10 protein-coding genes and 1 tRNA gene are annotated in these 17,328 nt (G+C 72.2%); 8 read left to right on the top strand and 3 right to left on the bottom strand.

Annotation, left to right across the window (positions count from 1 at the left end):
- The first annotated feature begins 44 nt into the window (after positions 1–44).
- The 4 genes from gltB to ACZ7LE_RS11385 all read left to right on the top strand — a co-directional run bounded on the left by gltB (position 45) and on the right by ACZ7LE_RS11385 (position 9,438).
- On the top strand, positions 45–4,628 hold the full coding sequence (gene gltB, locus ACZ7LE_RS11400; protein WP_470403404.1) for a glutamate synthase large subunit: 4,584 nt from the start codon (positions 45–47) through the stop codon (positions 4,626–4,628).
- Positions 4,621–6,099: a glutamate synthase subunit beta gene (locus tag ACZ7LE_RS11395; protein WP_470403403.1), complete on the top strand. Its 1,479-nt coding sequence runs from the start codon at positions 4,621–4,623 to the stop codon at positions 6,097–6,099. The genes gltB and ACZ7LE_RS11395 overlap by 8 nt, the downstream gene beginning before the upstream one ends.
- Positions 6,100–6,170: 71 nt before the next feature.
- Entirely contained in the window at positions 6,171–7,607 is a 1,437-nt protein-coding gene (pyk, locus tag ACZ7LE_RS11390) for a pyruvate kinase (protein WP_397396357.1), read from the top strand.
- Positions 7,608–7,761: 154 nt separating this feature from the next.
- Positions 7,762–9,438: a RyR domain-containing protein gene (locus ACZ7LE_RS11385; RefSeq protein ID WP_470403402.1), complete on the top strand. Its 1,677-nt coding sequence runs from the start codon at positions 7,762–7,764 to the stop codon at positions 9,436–9,438.
- Between the two features lie 6 nt (positions 9,439–9,444).
- On the opposite strand, the gene ACZ7LE_RS11380 is transcribed toward ACZ7LE_RS11385, so the two are convergent.
- Positions 9,445–9,531: transfer RNA gene (locus ACZ7LE_RS11380), tRNA-Leu, on the bottom strand.
- A gap of 81 nt (positions 9,532–9,612) precedes the next feature.
- On the opposite strand from ACZ7LE_RS11380, the gene ACZ7LE_RS11375 reads away from it, so the two are divergent.
- Entirely contained in the window at positions 9,613–10,275 is a 663-nt protein-coding gene (locus ACZ7LE_RS11375) for an ANTAR domain-containing response regulator (protein ID WP_285102343.1), read from the top strand.
- Positions 10,276–10,422: 147 nt separating this feature from the next.
- Entirely contained in the window at positions 10,423–11,079 is a 657-nt protein-coding gene (locus tag ACZ7LE_RS11370) for a GNAT family N-acetyltransferase (RefSeq protein ID WP_470403401.1), read from the top strand.
- Between the two features lie 282 nt (positions 11,080–11,361).
- Here the strand turns inward: ACZ7LE_RS11370 and ACZ7LE_RS11365 are convergent, their stop codons facing one another.
- Complete coding sequence (locus tag ACZ7LE_RS11365) at positions 11,362–11,745, bottom strand: PaaI family thioesterase (protein ID WP_377221261.1); 384 nt, start codon at positions 11,743–11,745, stop codon at positions 11,362–11,364.
- Between the two features lie 100 nt (positions 11,746–11,845).
- Between ACZ7LE_RS11365 and polA the strand changes: the two genes are divergently transcribed.
- On the top strand, positions 11,846–14,575 hold the full coding sequence (gene polA, locus ACZ7LE_RS11360; protein ID WP_470403400.1) for a DNA polymerase I: 2,730 nt from the start codon (positions 11,846–11,848) through the stop codon (positions 14,573–14,575).
- A gap of 16 nt (positions 14,576–14,591) precedes the next feature.
- Here the strand turns inward: polA and ACZ7LE_RS11355 are convergent, their stop codons facing one another.
- Positions 14,592–15,392, bottom strand: a complete 801-nt coding sequence (locus ACZ7LE_RS11355) for a class I SAM-dependent methyltransferase (protein WP_470403399.1) — start codon at positions 15,390–15,392, stop codon at positions 14,592–14,594.
- 216 nt (positions 15,393–15,608) lie between these two features.
- On the opposite strand from ACZ7LE_RS11355, the gene ACZ7LE_RS11350 reads away from it, so the two are divergent.
- Positions 15,609–17,261: an ABC transporter substrate-binding protein gene (locus ACZ7LE_RS11350; protein ID WP_470403398.1), complete on the top strand. Its 1,653-nt coding sequence runs from the start codon at positions 15,609–15,611 to the stop codon at positions 17,259–17,261.
- Positions 17,262–17,328 lie beyond the last annotated feature (67 nt).

Raw genomic sequence — 17,328 nt, 5'->3', positions numbered from 1 at the left:
GCAAGGAACTGCGCTCGGCTACGGCCGAGTGCCTGTGAGGACCCATGACCAAGCCGTTGCCGACACAGAGGGTTGGGCTGCCCACGCAGACGTTTGAAGGCGGCCTGTACGACCCGGCGGCCGAGCATGACGCGTGCGGCGTCGCCTTCGTGGCGACCCTGCGCGGCACGCCCGGGCGCGACATCGTCGATGCCGGGCTCACCGCCCTGCTGAACCTCGACCACCGCGGCGCGGTGGGAGCGGAGGAGGACAGCGGCGACGGCGCCGGCATCCTCACCCAGATCCCCGACGCGTTCGTCCGTGACGTCGTGGGGGTGGACCTGCCGCCCGCCGGGATGTACGCGATCGGTACGGCGTTCCTGCCGACCGACGAGGCCGAGCGCGACGCCATGGTGCGCCGCGTCGAGGCCCTGGCCGCCGAGGAGAAGCTCGACGTGCTCGCGTGGCGCGACGTCCCGGTCGACGCCGGGATCGTCGGCCCGACGGCGCGCGCCTCGATGCCGGCGTTCCGCCAGATCGTGGTGGCCGACCCCTCGCGGAGCCTGTCCGGGATCGACCTGGACCGCCGCTGCTACCGCCTGCGCAAGCGGGCGGAGAACGAGGTCGGGCTGTACTTCGCCTCGCTCAGCGCCCGCACCCTGACGTACAAGGGCATGCTGACGACGGCACAGCTCGAGCCGTTCTTCCCCGACCTGTCGGACCCGCGGTACGCCACCGAGCTCGCGCTGGTCCACTCGCGGTTCTCCACCAACACGTTCCCGTCGTGGCCGCTGGCCCAGCCGTTCCGGCTGCTGGCCCACAACGGCGAGATCAACACCGTGCGCGGCAACCGCAACTGGGTCGCGGCGCGCGAGGGCACCATGGAGTCCGACCTGCTGGGCGACCTCGCGCCGCTCCAGCCGGTCTGCTCGCCCGGTGCGAGCGACTCGGCGAGCTTCGACGAGGTGCTGGAGCTGCTGCACCTGTCGGGGCGGTCCCTGCCGCACTCGGTGCTGATGATGGTGCCCGAGGCCTGGGAGAACAACCCGGGCATGGACCCCGCCCTGCGGTCGTTCTACCAGTACAACGCGAACCTCATCGAGCCGTGGGACGGCCCCGCCTCCCTCACGTTCACCGACGGCACCCTGATCGGCGCCGTGCTCGACCGCAACGGCCTGCGCCCCGGGCGCTGGTGGGTCACCGAGGACGGCCTGGTCGTCCTGGCCTCCGAGGCCGGTGTGCTCGACATCGACCCCGCCACCGTGGTCCGCAAGGGCCGCCTCGAGCCCGGCAAGATGTTCCTCGTCGACACCGGCTCCGGCCGCATCGTCGAGGACGAGGAGGTCAAGTCCGGCCTCGCGTCGATGCACCCCTACGGGGACTGGATCCGCGAGCACTCGGTCTACCTCGACGAGCTGCCCGACCGCGAGCACGTGGCGCACAGCCCGGCGTCGGTGCGCCGTCGGCAGCGGGCGTTCGGCTACACCGAGGAAGAGCTCAAGATCATCCTGTCGCCGATGGCGACCACCGGCGGTGAGCCGCTGGGCGCCATGGGCTCCGACACGCCCGTCGCGGTGCTCTCGCAGCGCCCGCGGCTGCTGTTCGACTACTTCACGCAGATGTTCGCGCAGGTGACCAACCCGCCGCTGGACGCGATCCGTGAGGAGCTGGTCACTGCCATCGGCAGCGCTATCGGACCGGAGCCCAACCTCCTGGCCGACCTGCCGGAGCACGCGCGCAAGCTCGTGCTCGGCTTCCCGGTGCTGGACAACGACCAGCTCGCCAAGGTCGTCCACGTCGAGCGCGACCGCGAGCTCGAGGGCCTGTTCCAGGCCGAGACCATCCAGGGCCTGTACGACGTCTCGGGTGGCGGCGCCGCGCTGCTCGCCCGGCTGGAGGCGATCTTCGCCGACGTCGACCGGTACGTGGAGGAGGGCGCGAGCTTCCTCGTGCTCTCGGACCGCGACGCCAACTCCGAGCTCGCCCCGATCCCGTCGCTGCTCCTGACCAGCGCCGTGCACCACCACCTGGTGCGCAAGCACACCCGCAACCGGGTCTCGCTCGTGGTCGAGGCCGGCGACGTGCGCGAGGTGCACCACGTCGCGCTGCTCATCGGCTACGGCGCGGCCGCCGTGAACCCCTACCTCGCGATGGAGACGGTCGAGGACCTCGCCCGCCGCGGGTACCTGGACGTCACGCCGGAGCAGGCCGTCGCCAACCTCATCAAGGCGCTCGGCAAGGGCGTGCTCAAGGTGATGTCCAAGATGGGCATCTCCACGATCATGTCGTACCGCGGCGCCCAGATCTTCGAGGCCGTGGGCCTGTCCCACGACCTGGTCGAGGACTACTTCACCGGCACCACCTCGCGGCTCGGCGGCATCGGCCTGGACGTCATCGCGGCCGAGGTCGCGGCGCGGCACGCCGAGGCCTACCCGCCGTCGGGCAACAAGAAGCCGGGCGAGCGCCTCACCACCGGCGGCGAGTACCAGTGGCGCCGCGACGGCGAGGACCACCTCTTCGACCCGGAGACGGTGTTCCGGCTGCAGCACGCCACGCGCTCGGGCCGGATGGACATCTTCCGGCAGTACACGCGGCGCGTGGACGAGCAGTCGAACCGCCTCATGACGCTGCGCGGCCTGCTGCGCTTCAGCCCCGACCGCGAGCCGGTGCCGATCGACGAGGTCCAGCCGGTCAGCGAGATCGTCAAGCTGTTCAACACGGGCGCCATGTCCTACGGCTCCATCTCGGCCGAGGCGCACGAGACCCTCGCGATCGCGATGAACCGCCTCGGCGGCCGCTCCAACACGGGCGAGGGCGGCGAGGACCCGGAGCGCCTGTACGACGACGAGCGCCGCTCGCGCGTCAAGCAGATCGCGTCGGGCCGGTTCGGCGTGACGTCGGAGTACCTCACGCAGGCCACCGACATCCAGCTCAAGCTCGCTCAGGGCGCCAAGCCCGGCGAGGGCGGCCAGCTGCCCGGGAACAAGGTGTACCCGTGGGTCGCCGCGACCCGGCACTCGACCCCCGGCGTCGGCCTCATCTCGCCGCCGCCGCACCACGACATCTACTCGATCGAGGACCTGGCCCAGCTCATCCACGACGCGAAGAACGCCAACCCGTCGGCGCGCGTGCACGTGAAGCTGGTCAGCGAGTTCGGGGTAGGGACGGTCGCGACAGGGGTCTCGAAGGCGCACGCCGACGTCGTCCTCATCTCGGGGCACGACGGCGGCACGGGCGCCTCGCCGCTCACGTCGCTCAAGCACGCCGGCACGCCCTGGGAGATCGGCCTGGCCGAGACCCAGCAGACGCTCGTGCTCAACGACCTGCGCGACCGCATCGTGGTGCAGGTCGACGGCCAGATGAAGACCGGTCGCGACGTCATCGTCGCGGCGCTGCTGGGGGCCGAGGAGTTCGGCTTCGCGACCGCGCCCATGGTGGTCTCGGGCTGCGTCATGATGCGCGTCTGCCACCTGGACACCTGTCCCGTCGGCGTCGCCACGCAGAACCCCGAGCTGCGCAGCCGGTTCACCGGCAAGCCGGAGTTCGTCGTGAACTTCTTCGAGTTCATCGCCCAGGAGGTGCGCGAGCACCTCGCGGCGCTCGGGTTCCGCAGCCTCGAGGAGGCCGTGGGCCAGGTGCAGGTGCTCGACACCCGCAAGGCCGTCGACCACTGGAAGGCGCAGGGTCTCGACCTGACGCCGGTGCTCGCCCGGCCGCAGCTCAAGGAGGGCTCGTCCCTGCGCCACACCCGGGTGCAGGACCACGGCCTCGCCCGGGCGCTGGACAACCAGCTCATCGCGGCCGCCGCCCCGGCGCTGGAGCGCGGGGAGGCCGTCACGATCGAGCTGCCGGTGCGCAACGTCAACCGGACGGTCGGCACGATGCTCGGCCACGAGGTGACCAAGCGGTACCGGGGCGCGGGCCTGCCGGACGACACGATCGACGTGACCCTGACCGGGTCCGCCGGCCAGTCGCTCGGTGCGTTCCTGCCGCGCGGCATCACGCTGCGCCTGTTCGGCGACGCCAACGACTACGTCGGCAAGGGCCTGTCGGGCGGCCGCGTCGCGGTGCGGCCCGACCGGGCCGCGGTGCTCGACGGCGCCAACGTCATCGCGGGCAACGTCATCGGCTACGGCGCCACCTCCGGCGAGGTGTTCCTGCGCGGACGCGTGGGGGAGCGGTTCGGGGTGCGCAACTCCGGCGCGACCCTGATCGCCGAGGGCGTGGGCGACCACGCCTGCGAGTACATGACCGGCGGCACCGTGCTGGTGCTCGGCCCCACGGGCCGCAACGTCGGCGCGGGCATGTCCGGCGGTACCGCGTTCTTCCTGGACCTGCGGGTCTCCCGCGTCAACCAGGCGGCGCTGGAGGCGGGCGAGCTCGCCGTCGGCGTCCTTACCGACGCCGACTGGGAGACCGTGCGCGACCTCCTGGAGCGGCACCTGGCCGAGACCGGCTCGACCATCGCGGCCGAGCTGCTCGCGGACCCCGACGCCGCGCGGGGCCGGTTCAGCCGGCTGCTGCCCCCGGGCTGGGCGCGCGTGCGCCTCGCCCTCGCCGAGGCCGAGGCCGACGGCACCGACATCTCGGGCAAGACCCAGTGGGACCCGTCCGTGTGGAACCAGATCATGGAGGTGGCACGTGGCTGACCCCCGAGGCTTTCTGAAGGTCCGGGAGCGGGAGCTCCCGCCGAACCGGCCCGTCGAGGTGCGGCTGCGTGACTGGAAGGACACGCACGCGCACCGCGAGGAAGGTCAGGCCTTCCTGAAGGAGCAGGCCGGCCGCTGCATGGACTGCGGCGTGCCGTTCTGCCACCAGGGCTGCCCGCTGGGGAACCTGATCCCCGACTGGAACGACCTGGTCTGGCGCGGCCAGTGGGCGGACGCGATCGACCGCCTGCACGCCACGAACAACTTCCCGGAGTTCACCGGGCGGGTGTGCCCGGCGCCGTGCGAGTCGTCCTGCGTGCTGAGCATCAACCAGCCCGCGGTGACCATCAAGAACGTCGAGGTCTCGATCATCGACGAGGCGTTCGCGCGTGGCCTGGTCACGCCGCACGTCCCCGAGCGGCTCACCGGTTCCACGGTCGCCGTCGTCGGCTCCGGCCCCGCGGGTCTCGCCGCCGCGCAGCAGCTCACGCGCGCCGGCCACACCGTGGTCGTCTACGAGCGCGACGACGCCATCGGCGGCCTGCTGCGCTACGGCATCCCGGACTTCAAGCTCGAGAAGCTGCACATCGACCGCCGTCTGGCGCAGATGGAGGCCGAGGGCACCCGCTTCCGCGCCGGCGTGACGATCGGCGAGGACATCAGCTGGGACGCCCTGCGCCGCCGGTTCGACGCCGTCGTGGTCGCCACGGGCGCCACCGTGCCCCGCGAGCTGCCCCTGCCGGGGCGGGACCTGGCCGGCATCCACTACGCCATGGACTTCCTGACGCCCGCCAACAAGGCGGTCGCGGCCGGCACGCCCGACGACCTGCCCGAGGGCGCGCCGACGGCCGCCGGGAAGCACGTGGTCATCATCGGCGGCGGCGACACCGGCTCGGACTGCCTCGGCACCGCGCTGCGCCAGGGCGCCGCCAGCGTCACCACGCTCGCCATCGGCAAGAAGCCGCCGGTCGAGCGCCCGGCGAACCAGCCGTGGCCCACCGACCCCATCCTGTTCGAGGTCTCGACCTCGCACGAGGAGGGCGGCGAGCGCACCTACCTGGCCTCCACGGTCGAGTTCCTGGCCGACTCCGACGGCAACGTCCGGGCGCTGAAGGTCGCCGAGACCGAGTACCTGCCCGACGGCCGCCGCGCGCCGCGGGCGGGCACCGAGCACGAGATCCCCGCGGACCTCGTGCTGGTCGCCATGGGCTTCACCGGCCCCGAGGTCGGCGTGCTCGAGGAGCAGACCGGCATCGAGGTCACCGAGCGTGGCCTGGTCGCCCGCGGCGACGACTACGCCGCGAGCCTGCCGGGCGTGTTCGTCGCCGGTGACGCCGGCCGCGGGCAGTCCCTCATCGTGTGGGCGATCGCCGAGGGCCGCGCCGCGGCCGCTGCGGCCGACACCTACCTCCAGGGCAGCACCGAGCTGCCCGCCCCGGTGCGCCCGCGCACGCTCGCTCTGCGATCGTGACCCGAGAACTTCACCGGGAGTTGTACACCCCCACAGGGCGCGCTGGCGCCCACCATGCCTAGGCTGGAGACATGCGCAGAGCCAAGATCGTGTGCACCATCGGACCCGCCACGGAGAGCCCGGAAAAACTCCGGGAACTCGTTGACGCCGGCATGAACGTGGCGCGGATCAACCGCAGCCACGGCGAGCAGGAGGCTCATGCGGCGGTTTACCGCAACGTGCGAGAGGCCGCCAAGGCGGCAGGAAAGTCGGTCGCCGTACTGGTCGACCTGCAGGGACCCAAGATCCGGCTCGGCCGGTTCGCGGGAGACGAAAAGCATTTCTTGAACAAGGGCGACACGTTCACCATCACGACCGAGGACATCCTCGGCAACCGTGAGATCGTCTCGACCACCCACAAGGGCCTGGCCCAGGACGCCCAGGTGGGCGACCCGCTGCTGATCGACGACGGCAAGGTGCGCGTGCGCGTCACCGCCGTCGACGGCCCGCGCGTCGTGACCGAGGTCGAGGTTCCCGGCCCGGTCTCGAACAACAAGGGCATCAACCTGCCCGGCGTCGCCGTGTCCGTGCCGGCCCTGTCCGACAAGGACGAGTCGGACCTGCGCTGGGCGCTCGCCCTGGGTGCCGACTTCATCGCGCTGTCGTTCGTGCGGTCCGCCAAGGACTACGAGGACGTCCGCCGGGTGATGGAGGAGGAGGGCCGCACGGTCCCCGTCATCGCCAAGATCGAGAAGCCGCAGGCCGTGGAGAACCTCGCCGAGGTCATCGCGGCGTTCGACGGCGTCATGGTGGCGCGCGGTGACCTCGCGGTCGAGATGCCGCTGGAGCAGGTGCCGCTCGTGCAGAAGCGCATCGTCGAGATGGCGCGGCGCAACGCCAAGCCCGTCATCGTCGCCACGCAGGTGCTGGAGTCGATGACGACGTCGCCGACGCCGACCCGCGCCGAGGCGTCGGACTGCGCCAACGCGGTGCTCGACGGCGCCGACGCGGTCATGCTCTCGGGCGAGACCTCGGTGGGCGACTACCCGATCATCACGGTCCAGACCATGGCCCGGATCATCGAGGCCACGGAGGAGGCGGGCCGGGAGCGCATCGCGCCGCTCGGTTCCACGCCGCACACCCGTGGTGGCGCCATCACGCGTGCCGCCGCCGAGATCGGCGAGACGCTCGGGGTCAAGTACCTCGTGACGTTCACGCAGTCGGGCGACTCCGCGCGCCGGATGTCCCGCCTGCGCTCGTCCATCCCGCTGCTCGCGTTCACCCCGGAGCAGGACGTCGCCAACACCCTCGCCCTGACGTGGGGTACCTCCGAGTACCTCGTGCCCAAGGTCGACACGGTGGACGCCATGGTGGCCCAGGTGGACCTGACCCTGCAGGACCAGGGTCTGGCCGAGAAGGGCGACACGGTCGTGGTGGTCTCGGGCGCGCCGGTCGGCGTGCCGGGCACGACCAACTCGATCCTGGTGCACCGCATCGGCTCGCACACGGACGGCCGCAGCAAGGGCTGACCTGACGTAGGACGACGAACGACGGCGCCGAGTCAGCGACTTGGTCCGCCTGTCCCCGAGAAATCGGGGGTACGGAGCGGACCACGACGCTGACTCGACGCCGTCGTTTTTCGCTTGGCATCGACGGCAGGGGAGATGTCGCTATTGTTCCGGCGTGAACCGCGCCTCCTTCCCCTGGTCCCGGATCGGCTTCGCCGTCCTCGTGGTGGTCTCGCTCAGCCTCGGCTGGTGGGGCCTGATGCTCGACACCACGCACGTGCCCGGCCGCACCTGGTACGACGTCGTCTACCACGACCTGCAGCTCTTCGTGATGGGTGCCGACCCCGCCAGCGGCGGCGGTCCGCTGTCCTGGCAGCTCCAGGTCGCCCGGTTCCTCGCCCCCGGCACCGCGGTCTACGCCCTGTTCGAGGCGGCGCGCGCCCTGTTCACCGGTGAGCTCCGGCGGTTCAGCCAGCGGCGGGCGCGCGGGCACGCGATCGTCGTCGGGGAGACGGACGCCGCCGACACCGTCGCCGCCGCCCTGGTGGCGGCCGGGCACCGGGTGCTGCGCACCCCGGACGCCGGCGGGCTGTCCGACGTCGGCCTGACCGGCGCGACCGTGCTGTACGCGTGCGGCGACGACACCACCGACGCGACGGCGAACGTGCTGACCGTCGCCGAGGCGGAGGCCGCGGTCCGCCGCGCGGGCGGCGGACCCGAGCGGCTGTACGCCCACGTGAGCGACCCCGACCTGGGCGTGGCGCTCCAGGCGCGGCACCTGAGCTGCGCCGAGCCCGGCGTGGACTTCTTCACGCTCGACGTGATCGCCGCGCAGGCCCTCGCCGTCCGCGAGGTGCGGCGCATCCTGGACGCCCCCGGCGGCCCGGCCCCGGTGACCCACCTGGTGGTGGTCGGCTCGGGCGAGTTCGCCAAGGCCCTCGTGGTGGGGCTGGCCCGGGAGTGGGAGCTCGCGGGGGACGGGCTGCGCCTTCTCGTCGACCTGAGCGCCGACGACGCCGACCACGTGGCCGGTGAGCTGCGAGCCCGCTGGTCGCCCGTGGCCCAGCGGATCGAGCTGCGGGCGGTGCCGGTGCTCGGCGCGGGCGGCGGCGCCCCGGACACCGTGTACGTGTGCCACGCGTCGGACGGCGTGTCGCTGCGGGTGGCGCTCACGGCGACCCGGCTGTGGCACGGCGGCCCCGGGTCGCTGGTGCTCCTGCTCGACGGCCTGGCGGGCCTGACGGGCGCGTTCGGCACCGAGGCGTCGCGCGTGCTCGACAACCTGGACGGCCGGCTCCGGACCGTGACCACGCGCGACCTGCTCGCCGACGTCGAGCGCGTCGAGGCCCGGGCGCACGCCGACATGTACGAGCGGATCGCGCGCTCCGTGCACCACGTCTACCTGCGCAACCAGCTCGAGCGCGGCGTCGGCTGGGGCGAGGTCCCCGCGATGGTGCGCTGGGAGGACCTGCCGGACGACCTGCGGACCTCCAACCGCGGCTGGGTGGTCGGGCTGCCCGCGCGCCTGTCGCGCATGGGCGCGACGATCGCGCCGCGCGACGGCGCCCCGGACGTGGTCTTCGACGGCGCCGAGCTCGACCGGCTCGCCGAGGCCGAGCACGAGCTGTGGGAGTCCGTGCGGGTCGCCGCGGGCTGGCGCAGCGGCCCGGTGCGGGACGACGCCGCCCGGATCCACCCGATGATCGGCGTGCCGTGGTCGGAGCTGTCCGAGTCGAACCGGGAGAAGGACCGCGACGTGGTGCGGCTGCTGCCCGAGATCCTGGCGGAGTTCGGTCTGGAGGTCGTCCGCTACGAGGAGGCCCGGACGTCGGAGCTCGTCCACGGGCGCTGAGCCTGCTGGTGCCGGGTGTGGGACTCGAACCCACACGCCCTCGCGGGCAGCGCTTTTTGAGAGCGCCGCGTCTGCCTGTTCCGCCAACCCGGCCTGTCAGGTCACACAACATGACCCGGCGCACATCGAACCACACCGCGGGCCTGGGTCCCAAGCCCAGGTGCGCAACGTAGGATGTCCTTCGTGACCGACGAGAACACCGAGAAGCTTTCCCTGGATCTGCCCCCGCTGGTCGACGCCGAGCCCGAGGCAGCTCCCGCCAACCCCTCCCGTCGCGCCGTCGTGGCGGAGGACGAGGCACTCATCCGCATGGACGTGGTCGAGACCCTGCGCGAGGCGGGCTTCGACGTCGTGGGTGAGGCCGGTGACGGCGAGACCGCCGTCAACCTGGCCATCGAGCTCAAGCCCGACGTCGTCGTGATGGACGTCAAGATGCCCGAGCTGGACGGCATCTCCGCCGCCGAGCGCATCGGCAAGGCCCACGCCGCGCCCGTCGTGCTGCTCACGGCGTTCTCGCAGACGGAGCTCGTCGAGCGCGCCCGCGACGCCGGCGCCATGGCGTACGTGGTCAAGCCCTTCACCCCGGCCGACCTGCTGCCCGCCGTCGAGATCGCGATCTCGCGGTACTCGCAGATCGGCGCGCTGGAGGCCGAGGTCGCCGACCTGACCGAGCGCTTCGAGACCCGCAAGCGCGTGGACCGCGCCAAGGGCCTGCTCATGACCAAGATGGGCCTGTCGGAGCCGGAGTCGTTCCGCTGGATCCAGAAGACGTCGATGGACCGCCGCCTCACCATGCGCGAGGTCGCCGACGCCGTCATCGAGCAGGTCGGGGCCTGAGCGAGCGGTGGGACGCGCCATCCGGACCCGTCGTCCCGGAGCGGGTGAAATTCAGGACTGCCTGTTTTCTGCCGGCCCGCTCGGGACTAGTGTCTGCGCGGGGCCGGGCGTGACGTCCGGCCCGCAGACACCCGGGAGGAGATGAGCGTGCGCACCGTGCTGGACATCCACCCCGCGCGCGAGGCCGACCTGCCTGCCGTGGCCGCGCTGGCCGCCGCCGCGCGCGACGACTCGCCCACGGGGGCCCAGCTCGGCGCCCAGGAGGCCGACCGGCTGCTGGAGCACCTCAGCGTGCTGCTGGCCGCGGGCGGTCACGTGCTGGTCGCGGAGCAGGACGGCCAGGTCGTCGGTGTCGTCCTCGGCCGGGTCGTGGCGGCGTACCTCTTCGCGGAGCGCGCCAGCCTCTACCTGGACATGCTGTTCGTGTCGCCGCAGGCCCGCCGCCACGGCGTCGGGCACGCGCTGCTGCGCGCGGCCACGGACCTCGCCGCCGAGCACGAGTGCCACGACATCTACTCCGCGCCCGTGCCCGGCAACCGGGGCGTCCAGCGGTTCCTCGCCCGGCTCGGCTTCGCCCCGGCCGCGGGCCACCGTGTGGCGTCCGTCGCCGCCCTGCAGCGCCGCCTCGCGGCCGAGGCCACCGCGCGCGACGGCGCGCACGGCCGGCGGTCCGCCCGCGGCGGCATCGAGGACCTCATCGCCCGCCGCCGTCGAGCCCGCTCCGTCATGGAGTCCGGGCCCATCGACATGCGCTCGGTGGGCGGCGGCGCCCCGTCGCGCCGCCACCCGGCGAAGGCCGGCTGAGCCCTTTCCGTCAACCGCACACGCGGTTCGAACGGCTCGCGCCGGGCATGCCTCGCGGAGAACGTGGGCGATCGGAGTCGGTTGCTCTGCGTAGACGCTGTCCACTGTCGGCAACCGACCTCGATCGCGTGCCCTTTCCATCAGTGGCGACGACGGCGTACGCCGATGGCCGCCGCAGTGCTTCTGTGCCGGCTCAGGCTCTACCTGTGTCGGCTGAGCCTGCGGTTCCGCTCCGGGCGGGTGCCTCGTTCCTCGGCCCCCACTCTGCGCTGCACCTCCGGCTCAGCCGAGGATCATGCAGGTCAGGCGGGCCGTGCACACCCGCTTCCCGGCGTCGTCGGTGATCACGATCTCGTAGGACGCCGTCGACCGGCCCAGGTGGATCGCCGTCGCCGTTCCCGTGACGTGGCCGTCGCGCGCGCCCCGGTGGTGCGTGGCGCTCACCTCGATGCCCACGGTCTTCTTGCCCGGCCCGGCGTGCGCCTGCGCGGCGAGCGAGCCGAGGGTCTCGGCGAGCACCACGGAGGCGCCCCCGTGCAGCAGGCCCGCGGGCTGCGTGTTGCCCTTCACCGGGATCCGCCCGACGGCGCGGTCCGGGGCGAGCTCCAGGAGCTCCATCTCCATGCGCTCGAAGAGCGTGCCCGCGGTGTCGGCACCGGCGTACATGGCCTTCCAGTCGATCTCAGCACCGGAGCCGGTGCCGGAGCCGGCCCCGGAACCGGCGTCGGAAGGCGTCGCGGAAGCGCTCGTGTCAGTCATGCGGGCTATGTTGTCAGGCGTGACCTCCACCGCGCCAAGCCGTACTCCGGGTACGCCGTCCCCAGGCCGCCCCCGTCTCCTGCTGATCGACGGCCATTCCATGGCCTATCGGGCGTTCTACGCACTGCCCGACACCCTCGCGACCAGCTCAGGACAGATCACCAACGCCGTCTACGGCTTCACGTCGATGCTGACGAACCTGCTGCGCGACGAGCAGCCCACCCACATGGCGGTGGCGTTCGACGCGGGCCGGGTCACGTTCCGCACGGAGCGCTTCCCCGCCTACAAGGGCACGCGCGACGCCACGCCGGACGCGTTCAAGGGGCAGGTGCCCCTGATCAAGGAGGTGCTCGACGCCCTCCGGGTCAGCTCGATCGAGCTCGCCGGCATCGAGGCCGACGACATCCTCGCCACTCTTGCCACGCAGGCCAAGGCCGCGGGCATGGAGGTGCTGGTCTGCTCGGGCGACCGCGACACGCTGCAGCTCGTCAACGGCGACGTCACCGTGCTGTACCCCAAGAAGGGCGTGTCCGAGCTGGCCCGCATGGACCCCGAGGCGGTCGAGGCCAAGTACGGTGTGCCGCCCGAGCGCTACCCGGACCTCGCGGCACTCGTGGGCGAGACCAGCGACAACCTGCCGGGCGTGCCCGGCGTCGGGCCCAAGACCGCCGCCAAGTGGATCACGGCGCACGGCGGCCTCGCCGCGCTGCTCGACGCCGCCGACGAGGTCAAGGGCAAGGCGGGGGAGAACCTGCGTGCGCACCTCGACCAGGTGCGGGTCAACCGCGAGCTGAACGCCCTGCTGACCGACGTCGAGCTGCCGCTCGCCGTGGCCGACCTCGCCCTCGCGGGCTTCGACCGCGAGGCCGTGCACCTCGTCTCGGACACGCTGCAGTTCGGCCAGCTTCGTGACCGCCTGCTCGCCGTGGACCCCGCGGGCGTGGCCGAGGAGGAGACGCCCGCCGGCGCGTCCGTCGAGCTCGACCTGGCCGACCTCGCCGCGGGCACCCTCGGCGCCTGGCTCGCCGCGCGCACTGGGCGCGTGGGCGTCGAGGTGTCCGGCACGACCACGCCCGGCGGCGGGGACGCCTGGGCCGTCGCCGTGGCGCAGCCCGGCGGCGAGGTCGCCTACCTCGACCTCACGCAGCTCGGGCCCGACGACGAGAAGGCGCTCGCGGCCTGGCTCGCCGACGCCGACGCGCCCAAGGCGCTGCACGGGGCGAAGGCGGCGGCGCACATGCTCGCGGCGCGCGGCATGGAGCTCGACGGCGTCGTGTTCGACACCGAGCTCGCGGCCTACCTCTGCTACCCCGACCAGCGCGGCTACGACCTGGGCGACCTCGCCGTCCGGCACCTGGGCCGGGAGCTCAAGGTGGCCGAGCCCGAGGGTGCGCAGGGCGCGCTGGACCTGTCGCTGGAGGGCGAGACCGCGGGACAGGCCGAGGCCGTGCGCGCCCAGGGCGTCGCCGACCTCGCGACCGCGCTGGAGGGCGAGCTCGCCGACCGCGACGCCACGCACCTGCTGGACGACGTCGAGCTGCCGCTCTCGGGGGTGCTCGCCCGGATGGAGCGCACCGGCATCGCGGCGGACACCGAGTACCTCACGGGCCTGGAGAAGCAGTTCGCTCAGGGGGTGGCCGACGCCGCGGCCGACGCCTATGCCGTGATCGACCGCGAGGTGAACCTCGGCAGCCCCAAGCAGCTGCAGGAGGTCCTGTTCGACCAGCTCGGCATGCCCAAGACCAAGAAGATCAAGACCGGCTACACCACCGACGCGGCGAGCCTGCAGGACCTGTTCGTCAAGACGGAGCACCCGTTCCTGGCGCACCTGCTGGCGCACCGCGACGTCTCCCGCCTGCGGGTCACGGTCGAGGGGCTGCTCAAGTCGGTGGCGCCCGACGGCCGGATCCACACCACGTTCCAGCAGACGATCGCCGCCACGGGCCGCCTCAGCTCGACGGACCCGAACCTGCAGAACATCCCGATCCGCACCGAGGCGGGCCGGCAGATCCGCCGGGCGTTCCGGGTGGGCGAGGGCTACGAGTCCCTGCTGACGGCCGACTACAGCCAGATCGAGATGCGCATCATGGCGCACCTGTCGGGCGACGAGGGGCTGATCGAGGCGTTCAACTCGGGGGAGGACCTGCACCGCTACGTCGGTTCGCGGGTGTTCGAGGTCGAGCCCGCCGACGTGACCCCCGAGATGCGCTCCAAGATCAAGGCCATGTCCTACGGCCTGGCCTACGGCCTGAGCGCGTTCGGCCTGTCGCAGCAGCTGAACATCGCCACGAGCGAGGCGCAGATGCTGATGGACGACTACTTCGAGCGGTTCGGCGGCGTGCGCGACTACCTGTCGGGCGTGGTCGAGGAGGCGCGCGCCACGGGGTACACCGCCACCATCCTCGGCCGCCGCCGGTACCTGCCGGACCTCACGAGCGACAACCGGCAGCGCCGGCAGATGGCGGAGCGCATGGCGCTGAACGCACCCATCCAGGGCAGCGCCGCCGACATCATCAAGCTCGCGATGCTCCGCGTGCAGCGCGCGCTCGACGAGCGCGGCCTCGCCTCGCGCCTGCTGCTCCAGGTGCACGACGAGCTCGTGCTCGAGGTGTCGCCCGGCGAGCGGGACGCGGCCGAGGAGGTGCTGCGCACCGAGATGGGCGCGGCGTTCGAGCTCAACGTGCCGCTGGACGTCTCGGTCGGCACGGGCGCCACCTGGCACGAGGCGGGCCACTAGCGGCCCGGCGGCCCCGTCAGGGGCGGGTCGTCACGAAGACCGCCGTGCCCGGGAGGTAGCGGCCGCGCTCCGGGCCCCAGCCGCCCCAGACCTGGTCGTTCCACTCCGGCCACTCGGGCTCGACCAGGTCGACCAGCCGCAGCCCGGCGGCGACCACGTCCCGCACGTGGTCGCCGACGGTGCGGTGGTACTCCGCGTAGACGACCCGCCCGGCGGCGTCGGCCTCCACGTAGGGGCGGCGGTCGAAGTACGAGCGGTTGGCCGTGAGGCCGTGCAGGCTCGGGTCGTCCGGGAACGCCCAGCGCAGGGGGTGGGTCACCGAGAACACCCAGCGCCCGCCGGGGCGCAGCACGCGGGCGGCCTCGCGGTGCACGCGCACGGGGTCGGGCACGAAGGGCAGGGCGCCGAACGACGTGAAGACGACGTCGAACGCGCCGTCCGCGAAGGGCAGCGCCCGCGCGTCGGCCTGCACCCGCGGCACGACGACCCCGGTCGCGGCGTCGAGGCGCACCGCCCCGGCCAGCATGCCCGCCGAGAAGTCCGTGGCGACCGCCCGTGCGCCACGGGACGCGAGCCAGCGCGAGCAGTGCGCGGCCCCCGCCCCGACCTCCAGCACGTCGCGCCCGGCGACGTCGCCCAGCAGGCCCGCCTCCGCCTCGGTCAGCCCCTCCGGCCCCCAGCGGAACCCGGCGTCGCCGAGGAAGTCGCGGTGCTCGTCGAGGTACTCGCCGGCGTTGGCGTCCCACCAGCTCCGGGCGACGCCGCGGTCGTCGGGCAGGTCGCGATAGCCGAAGGACACCGGTTCGTCAGAGGTCACGGTGCCATCATCCCCGGTCGGCCCGTCCCGGCACGCACCGGTGAAGCCCGGGCCAACTACCACATTCATAGCGGTAACAAAAGGGTCACGATTGGATTGCGAGTGCCCTAGCGAAATACGGAAGCAACGAAAGGGCTCCTAAGGTCAGGCGCAAACGTCTGCGCGTCGTCGTGCCCGAACCCGGGCCTGCCGATGCGCTCGAGGAAGGAGAGTGCCATGCGTCGACGCGCTACGCGCCTTGCGGGCGGCGTCACCCTGGTGACCGCGCTCGCGGTGGCTCTGAGCGGTTGTGTCGCCAGCGAGCGGGACGCCGACGGCGGTGAGGGCGGGGGCAGTGACGGCACGTTCGTCTTCGCCGGCTCGGCCGAGCCCAGCTCGCTCGACCCCGCGTTCGCCAGCGACGGCGAAACGTTCCGGGTCGCCCGACAGATCTTCGAGGGCCTGGTCGGTGTCGAGCCCGGCACCGCCGACCCCGCCCCCCTGCTCGCCGAGAGCTGGGACATCAGCGACGACGGCCTGGTGTACACGTTCCACCTCAAGGAGGGCGTGAAGTTCCAGGACGACACGGACTTCGACGCCGAGGCCGTGTGTGCCAACTTCGACCGCTGGCACGACTGGACCGGTCTGGCCGCCCACGAGAACCTCTCGTACTACTACAAGGCGGTCTTCGGCGGTACGGGCGACGACAGCCTGTACGACTCGTGCGAGGCGTCCGACGCGGCCACCGCCGTCATCACGCTGAACACGCCGATCCCCGAGCTGGTCCCGGCGCTGTCGCTGCCGTCGTTCTCGATGCAGTCGCCCACGGCGATGGAGGAGTTCGGCGCGGACGACGTCGAGGGCACGGCCGACGCGCCGAAGCTCACCGAGTACGGCCGGGAGCACCCAGTCGGCACGGGCCCGTACACGTTCCAGGAGTGGAAGAGCGGCGAGAGCGTCACGCTGGCCGCCAACGAGAACTACTGGGGCGAGATCGGCGACGTCAAGACCATCGTCTTCACGGTGATCTCCGACGGCACCGCGCGTCGTCAGGCGCTCGAGGCCGGTGACATCGACGGCTACGACCTGGTCGCGCCCGCCGACGTCGACGCGCTCAAGGAGGCCGGCTACACCATCCTCGACCGCGACGCGTTCAACATCCTGTACCTGGGCATGAACCAGGCGCAGAAGCCGCTGGACGACATCAAGGTCCGCCAGGCGATCGCCCACGCGATCGACAAGGAGGGTCTGGTCCAGGCGACGCTGCCGGAGGGCACGACGCCCGCCACGCAGTTCGTGCCGGAGATCGTCACGGGCTACAGCGACGACGTCACGACCTACGACTACGACCCCGAGAAGGCCAAGGAGCTCCTCAAGGAGGCCGGCCAGGAGAACCTCGAGCTCGAGTTCAACTACCCGACCGAGGTCTCGCGTCCGTACATGCCGGACCCCGCCGCGATCTACGAGGCCGTCTCCGCGGACCTCGAGGAGGTCGGCATCACGGTGACGGCGACGCCGGAGCCGTGGAGCCCGACGTACATCGACACCATCCAGGGCGGCGAGAAGCACGGTCTGCACCTGCTGGGCTGGACGGGTGACTACAACGACACCTACAACTTCATCGGCACGTTCTTCGGGGCGCCGTCGCTGGAGTGGGGCTTCGACGACCAGGAGGTCTTCGACGCGATCAAGGACGCCCGCAACGCTCCGCTGGACGAGCAGGAGGACGCCTACAAGAACGCCAACGAGGTGATCATGGACGCCCTCCCCGGTGTCCCGCTGGCCAGCCCGGTGCCGTCGCTCGTCGTGGCGCCCGGGGTCGAGGGCTACCCGATCTCGCCGGTGCAGGACGAGGTGTACAGCGTCATCACCCTGGGTGGTGACGAGTAACCACGGGGAGGTGAGGGGGTAAGGTTCCCTCCCGAACCGCCTGGGGCGCCCACGCCCTAGGGTGAAA

The sequence above is a fragment of the Promicromonospora sp. NPDC110617 genome, from assembly GCF_055598465.1.
Note: the sequence above shows the minus strand (reverse complement) of the source record. Positions and strands in the feature narration are given on the sequence as shown.

Excerpts from the sequence above, each read along its gene's own strand:
- ACZ7LE_RS11365 (WP_377221261.1), bottom strand. The coding sequence starts at position 11,745 with ATGTACGCCGGTGCCGACACCGCGGGCACGCTCTTCGAGCGCATGGAG.
- ACZ7LE_RS11350 (WP_470403398.1), top strand. The coding sequence starts at position 15,609 with ATGCGTCGACGCGCTACGCGCCTTGCGGGCGGCGTCACCCTGGTGACC.
- polA (WP_470403400.1), top strand. The coding sequence starts at position 11,846 with ATGTTGTCAGGCGTGACCTCCACCGCGCCAAGCCGTACTCCGGGTACG.
- gltB (WP_470403404.1), top strand. The coding sequence starts at position 45 with ATGACCAAGCCGTTGCCGACACAGAGGGTTGGGCTGCCCACGCAGACG.
- pyk (WP_397396357.1), top strand. The coding sequence starts at position 6,171 with ATGCGCAGAGCCAAGATCGTGTGCACCATCGGACCCGCCACGGAGAGC.
- ACZ7LE_RS11375 (WP_285102343.1), top strand. The coding sequence starts at position 9,613 with ATGTCCTTCGTGACCGACGAGAACACCGAGAAGCTTTCCCTGGATCTG.